This is a genomic window from Bacillus timonensis, from assembly GCF_004799755.1.
Taxonomy (GTDB): Bacteria; Bacillota; Bacilli; order Bacillales; family Bacillaceae_L; genus Ferdinandcohnia; species Ferdinandcohnia timonensis_A.
On sequence record NZ_SLUB01000038.1, the window covers coordinates 1 to 21,224 of the forward strand.

23 protein-coding genes are annotated in these 21,224 nt (G+C 37.5%); 13 read left to right on the forward strand and 10 right to left on the reverse strand.

What is annotated here, in order from left to right:
- On the forward strand, positions 1–267 hold a 267-nt coding region (locus E1I69_RS17075; RefSeq protein WP_136380772.1), incomplete at its 5' end, for a transposase.
- Between the two features lie 564 nt (positions 268–831).
- Here E1I69_RS17075 and E1I69_RS17080 read toward each other — a convergent pair.
- The 4 genes from E1I69_RS17080 to E1I69_RS17095 form a co-directional block, all read right to left on the reverse strand.
- A complete protein-coding gene (locus E1I69_RS17080; protein ID WP_136380773.1) occupies positions 832–2,346 on the reverse strand; it encodes a coproporphyrinogen III oxidase in 1,515 nt (504 codons plus the stop codon).
- Between the two features lie 203 nt (positions 2,347–2,549).
- Positions 2,550–3,413, reverse strand: a complete 864-nt coding sequence (locus E1I69_RS17085) for a Cof-type HAD-IIB family hydrolase (RefSeq protein WP_136380774.1) — start codon at positions 3,411–3,413, stop codon at positions 2,550–2,552.
- Between the two features lie 139 nt (positions 3,414–3,552).
- Positions 3,553–3,906, reverse strand: a complete 354-nt coding sequence (locus tag E1I69_RS17090) for a YlbF family regulator (RefSeq protein WP_136380775.1) — start codon at positions 3,904–3,906, stop codon at positions 3,553–3,555.
- Positions 3,907–4,053: 147 nt separating this feature from the next.
- Entirely contained in the window at positions 4,054–5,187 is a 1,134-nt protein-coding gene (locus E1I69_RS17095) for a DUF445 domain-containing protein (RefSeq protein ID WP_136380776.1), read from the reverse strand.
- Positions 5,188–5,358: 171 nt separating this feature from the next.
- Between E1I69_RS17095 and E1I69_RS17100 the strand changes: the two genes are divergently transcribed.
- From E1I69_RS17100 to E1I69_RS17135, 8 genes are all read left to right on the forward strand, one after another.
- Complete coding sequence (locus tag E1I69_RS17100) at positions 5,359–6,732, forward strand: YheC/YheD family protein (RefSeq protein ID WP_136380777.1); 1,374 nt, start codon at positions 5,359–5,361, stop codon at positions 6,730–6,732.
- Positions 6,733–6,748: 16 nt separating this feature from the next.
- Entirely contained in the window at positions 6,749–7,819 is a 1,071-nt protein-coding gene (locus E1I69_RS17105; protein ID WP_136380778.1) for a YheC/YheD family protein, read from the forward strand.
- A 16-nt stretch (positions 7,820–7,835) separates the two neighbouring features.
- On the forward strand, positions 7,836–9,194 hold the full coding sequence (locus tag E1I69_RS17110; RefSeq protein ID WP_136380779.1) for a YheC/YheD family protein: 1,359 nt from the start codon (positions 7,836–7,838) through the stop codon (positions 9,192–9,194).
- Positions 9,191–10,375 (forward strand): YheC/YheD family protein, encoded by a 1,185-nt coding sequence (locus E1I69_RS17115; protein ID WP_136380780.1) that lies wholly within the window; start codon positions 9,191–9,193, stop codon positions 10,373–10,375. The genes E1I69_RS17110 and E1I69_RS17115 overlap by 4 nt, the downstream gene beginning before the upstream one ends.
- A gap of 213 nt (positions 10,376–10,588) precedes the next feature.
- The gene (locus E1I69_RS17120) at positions 10,589–10,798 is read left to right on the forward strand and encodes a YheE family protein (protein WP_136380781.1); all 210 of its coding nucleotides are present in this window, start codon (positions 10,589–10,591) and stop codon (positions 10,796–10,798) included.
- A 52-nt stretch (positions 10,799–10,850) separates the two neighbouring features.
- Positions 10,851–11,036 (forward strand): hypothetical protein, encoded by a 186-nt coding sequence (locus E1I69_RS17125; RefSeq protein WP_136380782.1) that lies wholly within the window; start codon positions 10,851–10,853, stop codon positions 11,034–11,036.
- A gap of 85 nt (positions 11,037–11,121) precedes the next feature.
- Complete coding sequence (locus tag E1I69_RS17130; RefSeq protein WP_136380783.1) at positions 11,122–12,021, forward strand: PucR family transcriptional regulator; 900 nt, start codon at positions 11,122–11,124, stop codon at positions 12,019–12,021.
- Positions 12,022–12,138: 117 nt separating this feature from the next.
- Positions 12,139–13,236 carry an ABC transporter ATP-binding protein gene (locus tag E1I69_RS17135; protein ID WP_136380784.1) on the forward strand — a complete coding sequence of 366 codons (1,098 nt, stop codon included), beginning with the start codon at positions 12,139–12,141 and terminating at the stop codon, positions 13,234–13,236.
- Between the two features lie 147 nt (positions 13,237–13,383).
- On the opposite strand, the gene E1I69_RS17140 is transcribed toward E1I69_RS17135, so the two are convergent.
- The gene (locus E1I69_RS17140) at positions 13,384–13,626 is read right to left on the reverse strand and encodes a hypothetical protein (RefSeq protein WP_136380785.1); all 243 of its coding nucleotides are present in this window, start codon (positions 13,624–13,626) and stop codon (positions 13,384–13,386) included.
- A 289-nt stretch (positions 13,627–13,915) separates the two neighbouring features.
- On the opposite strand from E1I69_RS17140, the gene E1I69_RS17145 reads away from it, so the two are divergent.
- The 3 genes from E1I69_RS17145 to E1I69_RS17155 all read left to right on the forward strand — a co-directional run bounded on the left by E1I69_RS17145 (position 13,916) and on the right by E1I69_RS17155 (position 14,916).
- Positions 13,916–14,125 (forward strand): alpha/beta-type small acid-soluble spore protein, encoded by a 210-nt coding sequence (locus tag E1I69_RS17145; protein WP_010283556.1) that lies wholly within the window; start codon positions 13,916–13,918, stop codon positions 14,123–14,125.
- A gap of 151 nt (positions 14,126–14,276) precedes the next feature.
- Positions 14,277–14,495 carry a YozQ family protein gene (locus tag E1I69_RS17150; protein ID WP_136380786.1) on the forward strand — a complete coding sequence of 73 codons (219 nt, stop codon included), beginning with the start codon at positions 14,277–14,279 and terminating at the stop codon, positions 14,493–14,495.
- 31 nt (positions 14,496–14,526) lie between these two features.
- Positions 14,527–14,916 (forward strand): hypothetical protein, encoded by a 390-nt coding sequence (locus E1I69_RS17155; protein ID WP_136380787.1) that lies wholly within the window; start codon positions 14,527–14,529, stop codon positions 14,914–14,916.
- Between the two features lie 71 nt (positions 14,917–14,987).
- On the opposite strand, the gene E1I69_RS17160 is transcribed toward E1I69_RS17155, so the two are convergent.
- Entirely contained in the window at positions 14,988–16,256 is a 1,269-nt protein-coding gene (locus E1I69_RS17160) for a hemolysin family protein (protein WP_136380788.1), read from the reverse strand.
- A gap of 214 nt (positions 16,257–16,470) precedes the next feature.
- Here E1I69_RS17160 and E1I69_RS17165 point away from each other — a divergent pair, with 214 nt between their 5' ends.
- On the forward strand, positions 16,471–16,854 hold the full coding sequence (locus E1I69_RS17165; RefSeq protein ID WP_136380789.1) for a globin: 384 nt from the start codon (positions 16,471–16,473) through the stop codon (positions 16,852–16,854).
- Between the two features lie 371 nt (positions 16,855–17,225).
- Here E1I69_RS17165 and E1I69_RS17170 read toward each other — a convergent pair whose 3' ends face one another.
- From E1I69_RS17170 to E1I69_RS17185, 4 genes are all read right to left on the reverse strand, one after another.
- Positions 17,226–18,245, reverse strand: a complete 1,020-nt coding sequence (locus E1I69_RS17170) for a thiazole biosynthesis adenylyltransferase ThiF (RefSeq protein ID WP_136380790.1) — start codon at positions 18,243–18,245, stop codon at positions 17,226–17,228.
- A gap of 120 nt (positions 18,246–18,365) precedes the next feature.
- Entirely contained in the window at positions 18,366–19,136 is a 771-nt protein-coding gene (locus E1I69_RS17175; protein ID WP_136380791.1) for an energy-coupling factor transporter transmembrane component T family protein, read from the reverse strand.
- A 22-nt stretch (positions 19,137–19,158) separates the two neighbouring features.
- Positions 19,159–20,622 carry an ABC transporter ATP-binding protein gene (locus tag E1I69_RS17180; RefSeq protein WP_136380792.1) on the reverse strand — a complete coding sequence of 488 codons (1,464 nt, stop codon included), beginning with the start codon at positions 20,620–20,622 and terminating at the stop codon, positions 19,159–19,161.
- An 18-nt stretch (positions 20,623–20,640) separates the two neighbouring features.
- Positions 20,641–21,219 (reverse strand): ECF transporter S component, encoded by a 579-nt coding sequence (locus tag E1I69_RS17185; protein WP_136380793.1) that lies wholly within the window; start codon positions 21,217–21,219, stop codon positions 20,641–20,643.
- Positions 21,220–21,224 lie beyond the last annotated feature (5 nt).

Below are 21,224 nucleotides of genomic sequence, written 5' to 3' on the forward strand. Positions count from 1 at the left end.
GGACTATCACCAGGAAATCACGAAAGTGCTGGAAAAAGAAAAAGTACACGTGCGGTGAAAGGAAACCCTCATATTAAGTCAGCGTTATGCGAGGCAGCCTGGGCAGCTTCAAGGAGTCGGAATACAAGGTTATCTGCTAAATATTGGTCATTGGCTGCAAGGAGGGGGAAGAAAAAAGCACTCGTTGCCATTGGACATCGAATGCTTACAATCATCTATCACATGCTAAAGAACAAAGAACCCTACCACGAGTCAACAGTAAATTAGCAGTATAGACAAACAATAGAAATATTATTCGAGTAACCATAAAAATTAGGTAGCTCTGCTTTCCTATTGTCAAAATTAAGTTAGTATTAGGATAAACAGATCGGGTGAGATTTAAACCCGGGGATTATTTTCACAGAAAAAAAAAGGAGAGGTATAGTTTCCTAACGGGTTCTGATACAGGGTGCAAAACGGTAAATCACATAACGTTTTTAGCGTGAATTCACACACAATTCACGCTTTAATTTTCTTGTTATAATAACGTTTAATCTTTTTAGATGATACCTCGACTTTGTACACAACCGCGATGTTTTGGCTTTTCCTTGTCTGAAGATGCCTCGACTTCGGACACAACCGCGATGTTTTGGCCTTCCCTTGTCAGAAGATGCCTCGGCTTCGTACACAACCGCGATGTTTTGGCTTTCCTTTGTCCAAATATATACTGATTTTATTTCTCTAAAGCGTTTGACTTTGATTTTTACTGTGATTTGACCTCAAAAACCCTACGCGTTCTTAATATGATAATTGGTCTGTTTGCACCTAAAAACGGAACCTGTTAATAGTTTCCTATACCCCTTTAGCCACTCCGAATAGCTCATTTAAAATGGTGATTTTCTTATTCGTATATTCCATAAAATTGTCGTTATAGGATTTTGGATCCTTTGGGTTTGCAAACTGCGTAATTTTTCCTGTTACTGGGTCCACAAATTTACTTGCTGCACCACAACCAAATCCAATGATTGTTTGCATTTCTTCCATGATCATAATATTATAGATGCTCTCTTGACCTGGAAGTGAGTAGCCCACATTTTCTAGGTTACCAAGAATGTTTTTCATTCGATATAAATAGTAAGGTACATAGCCATGTTCCTTTGTCCAAGTAGAAGCATTGTTCATCATCTCGGTAATTTCATCACGACCTGCAACCTTATATTTTTTCTTGTTTCGTGTCATTTCGGATGCACGCTTAAAAGATAAGGTATGGACAGTTAATGACTCTGGCATCAGCTTTTCTGTTTCAGAAAGTGTATAGTCGAACTCTTCCACTCCTTCACCAGGCAGACCAATGATTAAGTCCATATTAATATTATTCATTCCCATGTTTCTTGCGAGATGGAATTTTTCAATGGTTTCTTCCACTGTGTGATGACGGCCAATCGCTTTTAATGTTTCTTGAATATAGGACTGTGGATTAATACTGATTCTATCAATATTCCACTTTTTAAGTACGTCGAGTTTATCTGGTGTAATTGTATCAGGACGCCCCGCTTCAACCGTGATTTCACGGATGTGTTGAACATCTGGGAAGGACTGATACATTTCTTCATAAAGCATGTCCATCTCTTCAGCTGTAATACTAGTTGGGGTCCCACCACCATAATAGACGGTGGTTATTTTAATCTTGTTCTCTTTTAACCAACGCCCTATTTCGCGCATCTCATAATGGAGACCCCCAAGGAATGAATTGACTGAACCTTGTCTTCCATTGATTGCATATGCCGGGAATGTGCAATAAGCACACTTTGTTGGACAGAAAGGAATCCCAATATAAATACTCACTTCATTTTGTAGTTGATATAAATCTGGAACCATCGTGAGTTGACGGTCGACAATTTGCCTCATTAATTCGATTTTTTCATCGGTAATTAAATAATCCTCTTTTAATTGTTTGTGAGCTACCTCTGGTGACACACCTTCTTGGATCTTTTTGTGTAACAGCTTTGTGGGACGCACACCAGTAAGCATTCCCCATGGCTGAGTTATGTCTGTGAAATCCTGCATTACCATTACATAGACATGTGAGACTGCTTGTTTAATCTTTTTAAAAAGCTCTTTTTCATTCTCAAATGGAGGAAAATCTTTACGATAATTTCCAACGTAATCATTGCCAGATTTCAGATCAATAAGTTTCGCTTTTGAGGTAATGAAAGGATGGTTATATTCATATTGAAAATCTACTAATAGATCAGGATTTTCTAATTCTGTAATGGAAATTTCACTTTCCTCGAAAAATAAGTTTGTAATGAGCTGTAGCGGACGAATAAATCGCTCATCCTCAAGCCCCTTGAACAAAATACGCATAGTTTGCCTCACCTTTTCAAAAAATTAGCTCCTATTAGTGTACAGAATGTTCGTTTTTTAATCAATATGAGAATATTGGTTGGATTTTGAGTTGGATAGTAGTTGGCCCTCCATGATCTATCGGCGTTAACTCATTTTCTATCAACGTTAGCGGTTTTACCTATATAAAAACCCCCACAGCTTGTGGAGGTACTCAAATCCCTTTATTTTTCAACCTTAATCTGTTTTAAAAACTCAATTCTTTGCTGCTTTCGGAAATGCTCTTTGATCATGTAGGAGACACCATTCATATTATTCGAACGTGTTACCCAGTCAGCTGCAAATTTAACTTCCTTTGGCGCATTCCACATCGCAACCCCTAAGCCAGCGGATTGAATCATTTCGACATCATCCGTTGAATCACCAATGACGACTGTTTCATGTAATGGGATTTCTAGATGTTTGGCTAAAGCTTTTAATCCATTAAGCTTAGAAACTCCTAATGGTGTGATTTCCAGCTTATGTGGTTCGGTTAAATCGACTTGGATGTCCTGGAAGTGCTCATTGATCGTTTCCTTGATCGTTCCCAATTCATCCTCACTTTGTGAATAGACCTCAATTTTTGGTGGTGCAACAGGATTGTCTGTTAAATAGTCACCAAGTGAATCGACGAACTGCATAGGATAAAAAAGGGGATCGCCTGAGCCAAACATCGCTTTTGCGATAAGGTTACCAGGAAATCTAATCCGATTACCAATTGAAAACTTTTCATGTTGGAGGCGAATACTACACTTAAAGTTTTCTAATACTTGGACAATGTTAAAAGTTTTCTCTTCAGATATCCGTTTTACATAAAGGGGATCATCTAGATTTGTGCTAATAAACCCTCCGTTATGCGTAATTAAGAATGAGTCTAGCTTCAAAGCTTTGGCTATTTTTTTCGTCGATGCAAAATGACGTCTTGTTACGAGAGTCACATAAACTTCCTTTGCTCGAACGTAATCTATAGCTTCCTTTGTCCCACTTTGTAGACGACCATTCGGACGCAGTAATGTTCCATCAACATTTATTGCTAGTAACCTATACATATGCAGGTCCTCCTTCTTGATGTTGGGTGTCCCTTTACATATGGTTATGAAAAAATGAAGTTGATTAGAACATTAGGTTTCACATGAATGAACGAAAACAAAAAGAACCCCCGCCATTTCGCGTAGGGTTCATCAAACCTTATTGTTGCATGCTGCCATATATTTCTTCAAGTGGTTTTAACATGATTTGATTTAGTTCTCCGATGACAACGCTCATGCGTTGCTCAGCTTCCATAAGTCTTGCAATTGTAGGATGCTGTTGAACAAGCGCTACTTGTCGTTGAGCTTGCTCTACTTCTTCTTGAGAGATATCTTCACCCATCATTTGTTTTTGCTGAAGGGATAATTGTATGTTTCGGAAGCTTTCAAATAATTTCTTTGCACCTTGGTCATTGTTGACTTGATCGTATAATTGCTTTAGCTGTTTAAACTCATCGCTTTCACGAATTGCCTTTTCAACACCATATGCAACATCATATAAATTTACACCCATTTTACCTACCTCCTTTTCCAGTTTTACTGCGAGGAAAAATGGTTCTTTTCCACTATAACAAACATTCCCAACGAATTCATCTCTATCTGTAAAATCTGGGTATTCTTTAACATATTCTTTACACGGCAATTTGATAATACCTTATTTTTAAAAAAGCTGCGCAATAATTCCTTGAAAAATACCAATCATTCCACCAAGCAGTGCTCCTAAATACGTAATCATTTTAAATTCACGTTTTGATATCCCTAACACCATTTCCTCCAAACGCTCCACAGAAAACGTTCCAACCTGGTCTTTAACAATTTCCTCTAGCTTGAGGCTTTTCATCATCTTATCAATGCGGTTTGCCACAAATTCGCCCGCCATTTCAATTCCTTTAGGAACGAAAGTCTGGAGGATTCGGTCTTTATAGGGTAGTATTACCACATTTGCAGGGGTTGCAAGATATTTCTTAACAGGGAAGATGTGTAGTGTCTGTTCCTTTAAGATGGTAAGAATTTTTTCTGACCCCACTTGTTCGATTACTTTATTAACCTCTAAGGCCTTCACCTTATTCCACTCTTTTTCAATTAATGATTGTAAAAGCTCATTTGTTCCTGGGCTTCTTAGGAATTTTATAATTTCTGGTTGGATTTTATCAATTAAGCTTGTGTTTCCTAAAAACATTTGCACCATATTCCCAAGCATGCCTCGGGTGGAAAGAAAATCATCAATCATTCTTTTTAGACGGAGTTTTCCTTCTTCACTTTCAAAATACTCGACGCCTTTTTCCGTGATATATCCCACTACTTCTGGAAACTTTACTTCAATTTTTGAAAGAAGCTCTTCCGGAATGACATGACCGATTTCCCTTGTGCCCATCTCATCTAAAAGACTCACATATTTCTTTTCAACCAAGGTTATTAACTTTTCCTCTGCCACTTCATCAAGATTATGTATTCCTAGATGTTCCGCAAGTTCGTTAAAATTTTTATCTGTGTCAAGGAGTTTGGAAACCTCCTCCTGTGCCCAGCCTTCAATTGTACGAACAAAACTTTCGTCTCGCAGTTTATTTTTTAGACTTTGAGGTGTTAAAAGATGCTCTACTACAGTTCTTCCCATCTGTCTTGCAAGCTCATCCCTCCGTTTTGGGATTAACCCTGGTGTAAATGGAACGCGCTTTTTACCAATGTAGATGGCTTTATATGGTCGAAACAACATTTTGATTGCCAGAGAATTCGTGACTCCCCCAATAATGGCTCCAATCACCATCATAAATACGATCATTAAAAATACATTCATACAATCACCTTCTAGAATTGAACTTTATTAAGTAACAGTTTTACTTGTTTTTTCATACGATACGTTACAAGACATTCGCCTAGTTTTATGGCTGAACCGTTTTCTCGATTGAAGTACCACCTTATCAATTATAGTGTTTGAACGTAAGTTTTAGCAAATGGGGTTATCAAGATGACGGAAAAAATTCTGATTGAGGTGATTCCTGTTTCAAACGAGCAGGTGTCCCCTTTGCAAATACAAATGAGTGACAAGATCTTTAAAGAATTCGGGTTACAAAACCTACAGAAAGTTGAATTATCGTGTAGCAGGAATAGTGTCATTGTCGAAATCGTATCTATTAATGAGAGCGAGCCAGTGATTCAATGCAGTGACTTCATCTTGCAGGAACTACATCTTCCTCCTGAGCATTTTTCAATTACTCTTTTAAAAAGAGCAAATGACAAGTTTGAAATCGGTCCAGTGGTTGGACTTTTAACAGAGGTACATGACAAAAATAATCAAATATCACTCGGCTCAATCGAAGAGTTTTGCCAAGAAATATCACTTTATGCTAACGAAATCGGTGTATTTTTTTATGTATTCTCTTTAAATAGCTTTTATAAGCATAGTGGGTATATCTACTTAGATGGAACGTGGAAAAGGTCCATTGTTCCATACCCCCAGGTAGTCCACAATCGGATTCACTCCCGTAAACGGGAACACTCCCGAAGGTTTATCGATTTTACAAATGAATTGCAGATGAATAATATTCCTTATTTTAATGATCATTTTTTAAATAAATGGGAAGTCCATGAAATATTGAAAGAAAATGAGCATCTTCATTCATATATCCCTGAAACCGAGCTGTTAACGAGTCGGGATGTTCTCTTTGAAATGCTAGAGAAATACCAATGTGTTTTTGTAAAACCAGTCCACGGAAGCCAAGGCAGAAATATTTTTCGAATTCATAAAACAGACGAAAATAAATATTTATTAGATTATACAACCTTCTCAGGTGACTTTGAGACCGTCCATTATAGCTTTGCTACCCTTTTTCAATCCTTATTCTCAAGGTTAAAACAACATACATTTATTGTGCAGGAATGTATTTCACTTCTACTATATAAGGAAAAACCATTGGATTTTCGGGTGTTATGTCAAAAGCAATCAAGTGACAAGTGGCAACTAACTTCCGTGATTGCCCGAGTATCATCAAAGGACCAGTTTGTTTCAAACCTTGCAAGAGGTGGAGAAATGCAAAAGGTCCATAAAGTTCTTATCGAAAACTTTGATGTCAAACAAATTCCTCATATTAAAAAGTTAATGAAAGAGTTAGCACTAGAGGTTGCTGCCATAATCGATGGAAACGACGACGGAATATTTGCAGAGCTAGGAATCGATCTAGCGCTTGATGAAAATGGAAAACCAATGATTATAGAGGTCAATACAAAGCCATCCAAAAACCAAGAACAGGATCAATTTTCAACCAAAATTCGCCCAAGTGCAAAAGCGATTTTACAGCATTGTGTTTATTTAGTCCAGCATCATTTAGTAAACGATACGTAAGAAAGGAGAGGGTCTTATGATTTCACTGGGGTTTGTTACGCTTTATCCAAACCAGGAACTCGGGCTTGCGACGGAACTCGCCAAACGGGCTCCTGAATTCGGGATAGAACTGTACCGCTTAACTCCAACCTCAATTGAACCCACCTCTGAATTAGTTCGTGGAGAATCATATAATCACAAGACTAATAAGTGGGAACAAAGCAGTTTTGAGATTCCAATGTTTTTATATGACCGTTGTTTTTATTCAAACGATGAAATCTCTAAAAAAAGTCAGCCAATTATGAACTGGTTAAAGTTACGTCCAGCAACTGTTTTTCTAGGACATGGTTTACCAAATAAATGGGAAATATACAAAACCTTGCGTCAAGATAAGGAATTATCGCCCTATGTCCCTTCTACCGAGCAAGCTCTCTCCTCTTCTGCTATCCTACGAACTTTAACGAAGAAGCAGCAACTCATCCTAAAACCAGAGAAAGGCTCAATGGGAAAAGGAATTATTGGTCTTTTTCTCCATCGTAATTATGTAGAGGTTGTCTATAAAGATGAAAAACTTCTAAATAAAAACCAATTTACAACAAGAAGAGAATTAAAAACGTGGCTTGACTCCATAATTAGCAATCAACCTTACTTATTACAACCGTATTTGCCGCTCCACAATGAAGAGAATCGACCTTTTGATATTCGCATTTTACTTCAAAAAAATGGCCAAGGAAAATGGATGGAACAAGGGCGCGGGATTCGTCTTGGAATGCCAGATCATCTCATTTCAAATCTGGGTGGTGGCGGAGAAACTCGTTCTTATGAAAGCTGGACAGAAAATATGTCTTTTCATCAGAAGCAATTACTTTCAGAAAACATTCATACAATTAATAATAGGTTACCAGAATTATTAGAAGAACAATTTGAACCTCTATTTGAAATCGGCGTTGATTTAGGTCTTACAAGTGAGGGTGCCATCTGGATTTTAGATACCAATTCAAAGCCGGGTAGAAAGGTTCTTTTAGAAACAAATCCATCAAAAGAGGATGCCCTGTACAAAACACCATTACAATATTGTCTCCATCTTCATTCAAAACAAACTACTTAAAAAGGAGCTGAAAAAAATGCGCACACCGCTGCCGCTTAAAATAGCGCAGGAAGAGAAAGGAAAAGTGTATATTCCTACTACCATTCAATTAAAAACACCCATTAAGCATATCCTGTTTGGAACATCCTCCTGTGAATGTGAGGTTATCCAAGTCGATAAACAGGAAATCAAATTATCAGAAGATATATTTGTAGCCTTAAAGATTCCATACAGTAGTACAACACAAGTTTTTATCCATGAAGAGCATCTTTACATGGGTCCGCTTGTAGGCATTTTCACAGCAGGTTTTAGCGAGTCAATGATTCGTCCAATTGGAGAGAGAACCTTATTCTTCGCAAAACTTTTAGCTCAAGAAAAAGCAGTTGGGGCTTATGTATTTATTTTTGGTGCGAAGCATATTAATTGGGAAAAAGGGACGATTGATGGCCTATTTCTTAACCATAATGGTTGGGAAACGGTTGAAGTTCCATTTCCTAATGTGGTCTATGACCGCCTTCCTAACCGCCGAACTGAAAAACATAAAGCCTTGCGCGAAATCAAACAACGGATGCAACATGAGTATTTAATTCCCTGGTTTAATCCTGGCTTTTTTGATAAATGGGAAATTCATCAGTTGTTAGAGGGAGATCATCGTGTTTCAACCTATTTGCCTGAAACCCATAAAAGTCCGACCTTCACTTTAATCGAACGTATGCTATCGAAATATCAGCATGTATACATTAAACCTGCAAACGGAAGTCTTGGTTTAGGTATTTATCAAGTTTTATTTGACCGCGAAGCTGGAAATTATTATTGTCGCTATCGTGATGCGGACGGAAAAAATCGTCTTCAGCGTTTTTCTTCCATTGAATCATTTATCAACACGCACTTCCGTAACAGACAATTGGAGCATTATATCGTCCAACAAGGAATTCATTTGCTCCGAAACGATCATAAAACAATTGATTTTAGAATCCATACAAATAAAGATGAAAAAGGTAAGTGGCAGGTTAGCGTGATGGCAGGAAAAATGGCTGGACGTGGTAGTGTGACAACACATCTAAACAATGGGGGCGCCGTTCGTACACTCACAGAAATTTTTCCAGATGTAGAAGAATGTAAGAAAGTAACGGATTCACTTAAACAGGCAGCCCTATCTTTAAGTGAAGCTATTGATTCTAGACAAAAAGGGCATATTGGGGAACTTGGATTTGATTTAGGAATCGATAAAAATGGCAGTGTCTGGCTGTTCGAAGCAAACTCTAAACCAGGTCGTTCCATTTTTTCGCATCCAAAACTAAGAAAATTTGATAAGCTCTCAAGCAGACTTCCACTGCAATATGCTGTCTATTTAACTGAAACAACCATTAAAAAGCCAGAGGAAGTTTACAAATGAGTACTATTTATTATCATATTGAAAAAAAGCAATGGTATCAATGTGAAGAAGAAAACGGGCTTTTCTTTGGAAAGACCAACACCATGATACCTTATGTAGGGAGCTGCCCAGAGCATTCGCTCCCTTTTCCTGTTAATAACGATGGAAATCATGTTGGCCCAATCATTGGGATTCTAACCGGTAACTCAAGAGACAACACTTTTCTTGGAAATCTTAAGGTACTAAAAAGAATTTTACTATCCTTACACGAACATGGTGCGCTAGGAGTCATCATTACCCCTCATTCAATACGGGGACAAATTATGGAAGCTTTTACTTTCTACCAACCATTAAATAAGTGGATTAAATTACAATCCCCTCTTCCGAATGTTGTGTATAATCGGATTCCTTATCGTCATATGGAGGAAAAGAAGGATTTCATTGACATTGTTTCATTTTTTAAAATGAATGAAATCCCATTTTTTAATCCGCACTTTTTTTCGAAATGGGAGGTTTATCAAATTTTAAAGAAGAATGATTTTGTGAAGCGATTTCTTCCCGAAACCACTCTTCTCAAAAATCTGAGAGACCTAAAAAAAATGGTGACAAAACATCAAATCCTCTATATAAAAAGTTCAACCGGATATAAAGGAATTGATCTTTATAGACTGAAAGTACAGCAAAATGGAATGATTGTTGAAACACCCCATGGAAAACATAGCTACTCAACCTTCACCTCATTTTGGGAGAAGAATCAGGGTGACTTTACGAAAAGCAACTATTTAATACAAGAAGCGATAGAGGCGGACACTTATGATGGCAAGCGTTATGACTTGAGAATTTTATGTCATTATCGCGATAACGGACATTTGATAAGCGGTATCGGGGTAAGAGTTGCTGGTGAAAATGGTGTGACGACACATGTCCCAAATGGTGGCTCAATTATCCCCTATCAATTCGTTGGTGATCGCTTTGACGAAGTCATTTTGCAAAAGCTTGTGTTTGAGATTGGAAGAACACTTATGGACGAAACGGGAGAGTTTATTGGAGAGTTCTCCATTGATCTCGGGCGTTCTAAGAATGGTGCAATTTTCATTTATGAAATCAATTCAAAGCCCATGGTGTTTGATGAGGTAGATATTCATCAAAAAGGACTTGAAAATTTAACCAAACTGCTTATAATGGAAGCATCAAAAGCTTAAGTGACTTGAAAAAGGAACATCGACTAATAACTGCCACGTCCTGTGGCAAACGTCGATGTCAGCACTTCCTGTGCAAGTCCGACAAGCACAAGACGAGCCAGCATGAAGGTCGCTCTTTGACCTTCTTGATGGGTTGGATTGTGACCTCGAGGGGCTAGGCGCTTAAGCTAGACGTTAAATAAGACCACAAATATGACGTAAGGGGAACGTACGATGATCTCACATTTTCAATGGAAGCCTTTATATAAAAGCAGTAAAATTCCTGGTTGGAGCTTTTCTTTTTACTTCCAAGGAATAAAATATCATGGCATTTACAATAAGGATGGGAGCATTGATTGGCAAGGCAACCACCCTGATTTAAAAATCATTAATGACATCACCAAACAAATTCATGAATTAATGCTCTTCCATGTTTACGAATAAGGAATCTTTTTTCACCTCCTTCACATACTAAGCACAAAAAGGAGGTTTTTTTATGGATAAAAAAGGAAAAGAGCGTGAAGACCTTCAATATGAAGGAAAAGATGAAGTATTCATGGATGTGGATCGCTTCATCAACGAAGGAATGGCTGGTGGTACTGTCTACCGTTTCCATGATAAAACAAATATCGAGGAAGCACGCGAATTTGAGAAAGAAGAACCACCGAATGTAATTGAATAACAAGTTAGCGACTCCGTCTCCTTCTGTTATAATAGAAGGAGACTTTTTTAACGGTTATTTGATTGAATTTGAAGGAGTATTTTACATGATTGAAAATTTGATGAAGCATTATAAGGATGCTTTTATAACAGCCGAATCTCCATATAAAACAGATGTATATTCATGGTTTCTAACAGAAACAGGAACTTTTTTTGGAATTAAAAAGGAACGTCTATCTACAAAAGAGACTTCCCTCTTATCTTCCCTTTTCACACCATATGGCACGCATGTCAATGATATGAACGATACACAGGCGTTTTGGTATAACCTTTTGTTTTTACAACAAGGAACCTTATCACCTGAACAATTTTCTTTTTCGCAGTGTCGTTTCATTCAATTTTATGCCGACCAACCGATTACCGACCATGTTGAATTCCAGGAAGCCATTCAGGCACTTTTACCAAGAGATACCATCTTCCTATGGGAAAATGATTCAAGCGGTGTTCTAATAGAAACAAGAAACGAGGAAACAATTGAGGATGTCTTTTATGAAGAAATCACCGTGACATTAACAAGTGATTTTTACACAGACATGCGTTTGTTTATTGGACAAACCCATCCCCTTTCTGACAATCTTGGATCACTATTTCATACTGAAAAAGAATGGTTCCAAAAGGGTATCCATTTTTTACACAAACAGAAGGTTTATCGATTACATGATATTCTGCCATTTCTATTACTCGAAGGAATGGATGAAGATTTTCGGAACCAACTGAAACATGTAATTCCGGAAGAACTCCAAGCTGATCATGAGTTACTAGAAACGATAAAGGTTTTCTTTGAAAGTGATTTGAATGTTTCAAATGCTGCGAAGCGATTATATATGCACCGCAATAGCCTGCAGTACCGAATCGAGAAATTCATTGAAAAGACAGGAATTGATATAAAGCATTTTCATGGTGCGGTTACAACCTATTTAGCCATTCTGGACGTTGAACATTTTTAGAATTGGTAGACATGCACGAAAACCCTTTCAATGTTTTGTGCAATTTACACATTTACGCATTTTTCTCTTTAAAGTAAACTTTAGCTATAGAAAACGTTTACACTAGGAGGAGAAAAAATGGCTGAATTAGTTTTAGATCATATTTACAAAGTATACGACAATAAAGTAACTGCAGTAGAAGATTTTAACCTTCATATTAAAGATAAAGAATTCATCGTATTCGTAGGTCCATCTGGTTGTGGTAAGTCAACTACATTACGTATGATTGCTGGATTAGAAGAAATTTCTCAAGGGGATTTCTACATTGATGAAAAACGCGTAAATGATGTTGCTCCAAAAGATCGTGACATCGCGATGGTATTCCAAAACTATGCGCTATACCCACATATGAGTGTTTATGATAACATGGCATTCGGATTAAAGCTTCGTAAATTCCCGAAAGATGAAATTGATCGTCGTGTGAAAGAAGCTGCAAAAATTCTTGGTCTAGAAGAATATTTAACTCGTAAGCCTAAAGCATTATCAGGTGGTCAGCGTCAGCGTGTTGCATTAGGACGTGCAATCGTTCGTGACGCAAAGGTATTCTTAATGGACGAACCTTTATCAAACCTAGATGCAAAGCTTCGTGTACAAATGCGTGCAGAAATTTCTAAGCTTCACCAACGCCTACAAACAACTACTATTTACGTAACGCATGACCAAACAGAAGCAATGACAATGGCTACACGTCTTGTTGTTATGAAAGATGGTATTATCCAACAGGTTGGTGCACCAAAAGAAGTTTATGACAATCCAGAAAACGTATTCGTTGCTGGTTTCATCGGATCTCCAGCGATGAACTTCTTCCCTGGTACATTACAGGATGGTACATTCACAATTGGTGATGTAAAAGTTGCTGTTCCAGAAGGAAAAATGAAAGTTCTTCGTGAACAAGGATATGTAAACAAGGAAGTCATCCTTGGTATTCGTCCAGAGGATATTCATGACGAGCCTGTGTTCATTGAATCTGCTCAAGGTTCAAAAATCAATGCACAGATTGAAGTATCTGAATTAACTGGTGCTGAAACAATGCTTTATTCACAGCTTGCTGGTAATGACTTTGTTGCACGTGTTGACTCACGCACACAAGCAAAACCAGGTGAAACAATAGAACTTGCATTTGACATGAACAAATGCCACTTCTTCGACGCAGCAACTGAAAAGCGAATCCGCTAATCATAAAAGAAAAAAGTCGCCCGCATTGTTGGGCGACTTTTTTGTGGGACCAGAGGGCGGTTCTTGTGGTTCCCATGGGAGCCACAAGAACCGTCCCCGTGACAACCTTGTGGCAACCCCGTGGCCCTTGTTCCCCTGCCTCCATCCTCATTCTTTGATTAATTTTATTTCTTGGTTGTGGCAGTTTGTGCAGTAGAATAGATGGGCACATTCATTGTTTTGGAAGGTTGTTTGGATGCCATCTATTTTTTTCATGTCATCAATTTGCATATATGCACTATAGTCATCAAAATAATCAATAATACGTCCTGAATCCTCTAAGGACTTCCCACATTGTGCACATGAGAAACTTGCATTGTTAAGGCCATTACATAATGGACAAATCGTCATGATCTTTTCTCCCACTCATTTTTCATATTTAGGTATCATTAGTTTTTCGATGAAACAAAGCTGTTATGCTTCCTTTTCTGTAGGAATTAATTGCCAAAGTTATTTTCGAATATAATTTTCGCTTCGTCACATAATACTTAGTACAAACACAGCAACAGCACAAACAACTTACCAACCAACAAAAAACTTAAATACACATGGGTTAGCCTAGAGGCTAAGGAAACCCTTATATCTGGTGCAATTCCGGAGTAACCCACCAAAAAAAATCAGTTTAAGGAGATGAAGGAAAATGGCAAACAACAATAGCAACAACAGTAACCAATTATTAGTACCAGGTGCAGAACAAGCTATCGACCAAATGAAGTATGAAATTGCTCAAGAATTTGGTGTTAACTTAGGTGCTGACACTACATCTCGCGCAAACGGATCAGTTGGTGGAGAAATTACAAAGCGTTTAGTATCTTTCGCTCAACAATCAATGAGTGGACGTCAAGGTTAATAACAATTAAATATTTATGGCTAGAGAGACACCCTTAATGGGTGTCTCTTGTTTTTCTCCCAATAATACTCTTCCCAACTTTTGACTTGATTTATTACAGAATATTATTGGGATACTAAGTTAGATAATACTATTATAGGAGGCGTTTGCTTTGAAGGAGAAACAACAAAACAGCACTGAGGAATTAGCTGCAAGACATTACCAGCCTGGAGATTACGAAAAAGATGATCAATTATCCTCAGGACTTGCTACAACCCATGAGCAAGTAAGTGATTCTTATATGGAAGGCGAGATTGCAGCCCCTTTTAATAAGGAGAAAACAAAAAATGTAGAATCTTCAAATGAAGGTTACCAGGATTACTATTCGTAAGATACGAATTCCCTTTTAGGAGAGATTCAAATTGAGTGAAGTACAGCAATTTATTCGGGATATAACAACGAAAGCAAAAGATACATTATCGAATACATCTCAAATGGTAAAAGAAAAAATTAATACCGTTTTGCAGAAGCCTATGGCAACGATAGATGACCTTGCTCAATATATTTCAACCCACCCAGATACGAGTTTCGATACAAAAGAATTCCTTGGGTTTCAGTATCACTTTTACCACCTGAAAGTATCGGATATTATCTTTTATCTTGAAACAAAGGGTGATCACGGTGACTACATTCTAGACCTGTCTGTCTGTTCACCTGAAGGTACCCTTTTTGAATACCATTCTTTCGAAAAGAAATATGGAGCTGATGAAAAAGTCCCAATCCCAGCAGCTTTGGCCAATATCATCCAGTAAATCCAAAGGGACGGTTCTATCGGTTTTCCATTTTTTTGAAAACCATAAGAACCGTCCCCCTGGATCACTACTTATTTTTCTATTTCTAATATTTGTTGGTTTACTTCTACATTTACTTTTCGGATACGGCGGTTTTCCACTTCCGTGACCGTTAAGTTTAGGTGCAAGTAATCAAAGGTGTCCCCGGTAACTGGAATTCTCTCAAACGATTCAAAAATCCAGCCTCCAACCGAATGATGTGAGCTTTCCGGTTCTTCAATTCCAATGATTTCAGCAAAATCATCAAGTGGCATATCCGCATTTATTTCATATGTATTTTCATCTATTTGTGTAATATATTTGATCTTTTCATCATGTTCATCCCAAATCTCACCGACAATTTCCTCGATAATATCCTCTAATGTAATTAAACCTGAAGTTCCGCCAAATTCATCAACTACGATTGCCAAATGTGTTTTGCTTTTTTGAAGTTCTGGCAGTAAGGTTGAAATTTTCATCGACTCAACTACAAAAAATGGTTTTCGGATAATGGAACGCAGATTTATTTTCTTTTGTTGAACGAGAAGACTTAAAAATTCACGTTCAGATAAAATGCCAATGATATTGTCGGTATTGTCTTCATAAACTGGCACCCGTGAATATCGTTCCTCTAAGAACATATCTCGTATTTTTTCTATAGGATCATTCACCTCAACGGCAACCATATCAATGCGTGGTGTTAAAATTTCCCCCACTAAAATATCATTGAAATCAAGGGAACGGTGTACTAATTCTTTTTCTTTATTATCAATAACCCCTTCTTCTTCACTCAAATCAACCATGACTTTGATTTCTTCCTCAGTAAAGGATGGAGTATCATTATTACTTTTAATAAGCTTGGCTGCTAATGCTTTTAGTAAGCCAAATAGGTAGGTAACTGGTGTGAGTATTTTCATTAATAAAAATAATACTCCAGAGACCCTTAATGAGAAATTTTCCGCATTTTCTTTTGCGAATGATTTTGGAAGGACCTCTCCAAATACTAAAATAAGTAACGTCATGACAAACGTACTAACGACAAGTCCAGTATTTCCTCCAAGAAGATCTGAAGCCAGCTTTGAGGCGATAGATGCTGCAGCAATATTTACAATATTGTTTCCAACAAGAATAGCCGAAAGGGCGTTATCAAAATGCTCCGTAATATATAATGCCTTCTTACTTCCACGTCTCTTTTCATCTACATAATTCTTTAGCCGAATTCGATTAACACTGGAATAGGCTGTTTCACTAGCAGAAAAAAACGCTGATAACAAAATTAAAACGACTAATAAAAGGATGGTACTCAGTGGCAAATCGTCCACGAAAATCTCACTCTCCTAAATTGTAATTGACTTTATTTTTGTTTATGATGAATAAGGATAAAGTCAAAATCTTAATACAAAAATAACGATTATTTTTATAATAGCAAACATTCTCTTATATGGGAATGTTTATGTTGGATGTGATTTAAATCACACCAAGCTATTTTTAGTATTGATATAGTACTTATAAGAAAAATGAAGCGGCGGTGATAGTATGGACTTTAAACTCAATACTTTATATGAAGAAATTGGTGGTGCAGATACCATTCAACATTTAGTAAACACATTTTATCCAAAAGTATATGCTGATCCTGATTTAGCTCCTCTGTTCGAAGGAGATATAGAAGAAATTAAAAGAAAACAATATATGTTCTTAACGCAATTTACAGGAGGTCCGACATTATACAGCAATGAATTCGGACCACCGGCAATGCGCCATCGTCATATGCCTTTTGAAGTTACACCCACACGTGCTAGAGCTTGGCTACGTTGTATGAAAGAAGCATTCGAGGAAACGGATTTAACCGGCGATGCAGCCGAAGCGTTTTATGCTCGATTGCAACAAGTAGCCGGAATCATGGTTAATACGCCAGATTAACAAGAAAAGCGAAAGGCGCCCGTCTAACGGCGACAAGCACAAGACGAGTGCTGATAGAAGGAGCCATTTGCCTTCAGAATCAATTGACTTGTGACCTAGAGCCGATGGCACCTGGAGCTAGACACAAAAAAACCCACGAAAACTTCGTGGGTTTTTTTATGATTCAATAATAATGGTTCCAATAAAAAATAGTAATACTAAAGCTGCCGCAATATTAAATGTTATTGATAATTCGTCCAAAGTTACTCCCCCATTATCTATTTTATGGTATAAGAGTATCATCAAATGTGGAAAAATCAGGTGCATTTATAAGGCAGTTTTTTGTCAAAGAAATGAACGTTTTGTGAATCGATAGTTCCCCGCCATTCTGATCATCCTAAATACCGATGATACAGACTCTTTGCTTCGGACAGGTCTTTAGTTCCATGAATGAGAACACGACCGTCCTTGAAAACAACCATTCTGTGTGAACCTTGTGTAAACGATAGTAAGAATGGGTTTGTTTCGACCTTCCCACCATGAGCAGTTAAACGTTCTGCGAGAGAACTTAAATCTCTTTCCATTCGTTTACTTGGTCGTATTTGAACGGAGTCCCTTCCACATAAAACTGCTGATTTCGTCTGATTTTCATAGGTTAAAAATGGGTAGGTTGGATTAGTTCCACAAGAAAGACAACCTTCTTTTTTTACACGATCAATTTTTATCGCTGTATGTTGATTTTTCCATAAATCAAATGAAACTAATTTATTTCGTAGCGCATCGAAATCTTCAACCAATATTTTAAGTGCCTCCGTTACCTGGTAGGCCACCACCATTTGAACTGCTGGGCTAATGATACCAACCGTATCACAAGTCAGTCCCCCCATTGGTATCGTTTCTAAGAGGCAATGCAGACAAGGAGTCTTTCCTGGCAAAATGACATAACTAATCCCATAGCTCCCCACACATGCCCCATAAATCCATGGGATGTTGTATTTTTGTGATGCATCATTTAAAAGCATTCTGATGTCAAAATTATCAGTTGCATCGATAATTAAATCAACATTATCAATGATATTTTCGATTTCTTGAATAGAAACATCCATGACATCTGCCTGAATATCGACCTCTGAATTGATTTTTTCCAAACGTTGTTTTGCTGCTACCGCCTTTGGTAAACGGTTTACTGCATCTTCTTCGCTATATAATTGCTGTCTTTGTAAATTCGTCCATTCTACATAGTCACGATCGACAATTGTCAGCCTTCCGATTCCAGCCCGAACAAGTCCCTCAGCACTTCCCGTACCTAACGCACCCGCACCGATTATAAGAACGTGTTTACTTCTTATCTTCTTTTGTCCTTCCAATCCAATTGGAGTAAATAATTCTTGCCGAGAGTAGCGTTCAGACACCCCATATCATCCTTCCTTCTAACTCCTGTAAATGCCCATTATAAAATGTAATAGCTCTTTTTGATAGTATCGTAACATATCTGATACCATTAGTAGAAGTTTCAAGACTTCTACCTTCGTTCAAATTGAAAAGAATCGCATGGAAATATAAAAACCAAAACTTATCATGATTACAAAATATAGAATAAATAATAAATCGTATTTGGAAAAAGTAAGCTCATAGTAAAAAGTTCGTGTTTTTTGGTTCGAAAATCGCTTTGCTTCCATTGCTACAGCTATTCGATGGGCACGTCTTATACTTTGTGATAATAAGGGGATTGAGTAAGCTCTTACTTTTAAAAAAATAGACTGAATTCCATTTTGATGCTCCACTCCACGAACGCGCATCGCATATTGTATGGTTTGAAACTCCTCAATCATAATAGGGATTAGTCGTAAACTCGCCATAAAGCTATATGCGTATTTGGGTGGCATTTTTAATTGTTGCATCAATGAGTAAAAAAGGAAAACGGGTCGTGTAGTTAAGGCGAACGTTAGACCAAGCCCAGCAAAAATAATCCCTCTACATCCAACAGTTAATCCTTTATAAATACTTTCCTCTGAGATTATGATCAATCCCCACTTATATAGTACCGTCTCTCCTTTTCCAAATAGAATCAAAGAAGATGAGGTTGAAAAAAAGATAAGCAAAAAGGGGAGAGTAAATAAAAGAATCCTTTTAAAGGATTGCCCTGTAAAACCAAAAAACAAGATAAATACGACCAACGAGATATGGATGAGCAGATGAAGATGATCTATAAATAATACAGCTATACATAAGCTGATGAGTACAAACAGCTTTATACTTGGATTAATTCTATGTAGCCATGTTTCTTTACTTGAAAATTCCATAAAAATATCCCTTTCATCACATTTACACCGGTACGATGCAACGTTTTACTTTTGTCCCGTCTGGAAACAGATCTTTTATCAATTTTCCATCTTCAATCATCCACACTCGAGTAGCAAAATTTGCTTCAATTCTTTCATCATGGGAAACCATAATAATCGTCTTGTTCTTTTGTCGATACTTTTCTAGTAAGGTTAGAAGGGCAAATGTATTTTTTAAATCAAGACCAAATGTAGGTTCATCCAACAAAAGTATTTGCTGACCTCTTACAATGGAGGCTGCTACACTTAATCTCCTTTTTTGTCCCATGGATAACTGATAAGGATGTTTATTTTGATGCTTTTTAAGTTGAAAAATTTGTAACAACTCTTCAACTGTTTTAGATATTTCTCGTTCATTTCGTTTTTCAATTCGTAAGGAATAGGCAATTTCCTCGACTACCGAGTTTGTGACAAATTGAAGCTCAGGATTTTGAAAAACAAAGGCCATGTGTTTATCAAGCCTTTTTGAATGTGTAACTATATCTCCGAACAATGAATAACGACCTGTTGTTTTAATGAATTGCATCAAAGAGTGAAGTAAGGTACTTTTTCCTGCACCATTTTTTCCTTTTATGACAATCCATTCTCCGGGGTAAACCTGGATATCATGTATATTAATCCTTTCCTTTTTTTGTCTATACCCCTTAAATTTCTTAAGACCAATTGATGGAGGATTAGTCACTTGGGGAACCTTACGTTCGCTCCATTCAAAGTTTTGAACAAAGTGGTCCCAGAAACCAGGGTACCAAATACCCTGCTCTAGCATGAGATTTTTGTACCGAGAAAAAACCTCGGCCTTTAAACCATCTGCCATAATTTCCCCGGCTTCATTGAAGAGGATAACACGATCTACAATTTCAAGAACGTCCTCGAGTTTGTGTTCCACAATAATGAGTGTTTTATCTCCACCAATTTTTTTTATTACCTCCCAAATTTCTTTTGTCCCAACTGGATCAAGCATAGCTGTTGGCTCATCCAAAAATAATACATCAGGCTCTAGTGCTAAAGAAGATGCAATGGCTAAACGTTGTTTCATTCCCCCAGACAAGGTTTGAATATTTGTATGGATGTCCTCCAACTCTAACCCAACTTGGACTAGAAGTCTTTTGATCCGTTCTTCCATTTGATTCCTAGGAATTTGGAGGTTTTCCAAGACAAAGGCCAGTTCTTCATCAACATATGGCATGCAAAATTGGGTATCTGGATTTTGAAAGACATAACCCCATTCTTCAGGTATCTGCTGCTTTTTTACCTTCATCGGTACTTCTATTGAGTTCGGAATTATTCCACATAAAACTTGAAGGAGTGTCGATTTCCCACACCCTGAAGGTCCAAGAATCAATATCTTCTCTCCTTTTTTAATATGGCAAGATACGTCCTTAAACAGTAAAGGCTGGTCACCTGGAAAGGTTAAACGAAGATCTTCTACATATGCAATTGATTCCATTTTCGTCACCCTTTTATTTTAATCCAATGCATCAAAATCACGACTGGATAGTGGACGTACAAGTTTGGTTACACCCGTCTTTTCCAACGCCATTACTAGATAATAAGCAAAAACACCAGCAAACAAAATGGATCCTACAAATCTAGCAATTAGAAACAACATGAGATTCCACGCTGCTAAGTGCCCAATTTCTCCATATGCAAAATCCATCAAAACAGAACCTGCACACGAAGCTAACGCTGCAACGACAATCACTGTAAGATTTGTTTGTTTATACCGAGAAAGCATAAACACCATTTCGGCAAACAGACCCTGCACAACACCGTACAGCAGAACAGTTAATCCCCAAGGTGATCCTAGAATAAATTCTCCTGAAGCAGCTGCAATTTCCGCTAGTAATGCAACGCCTGGTTTACGAATCACAAGGTACGCGACAGTCGCTGCAATAAACCACATTCCATATAACAGCTGATCGACATGCAGCCCCATAGGCTTTACAACATAATATAAAGAACCCCAAACAATGTAGACGATACCGAATGCAATGGCAATGACAATCGTGACTAAAATATCAGTTAGTTTTAACGCTTTTTTCATTGTTT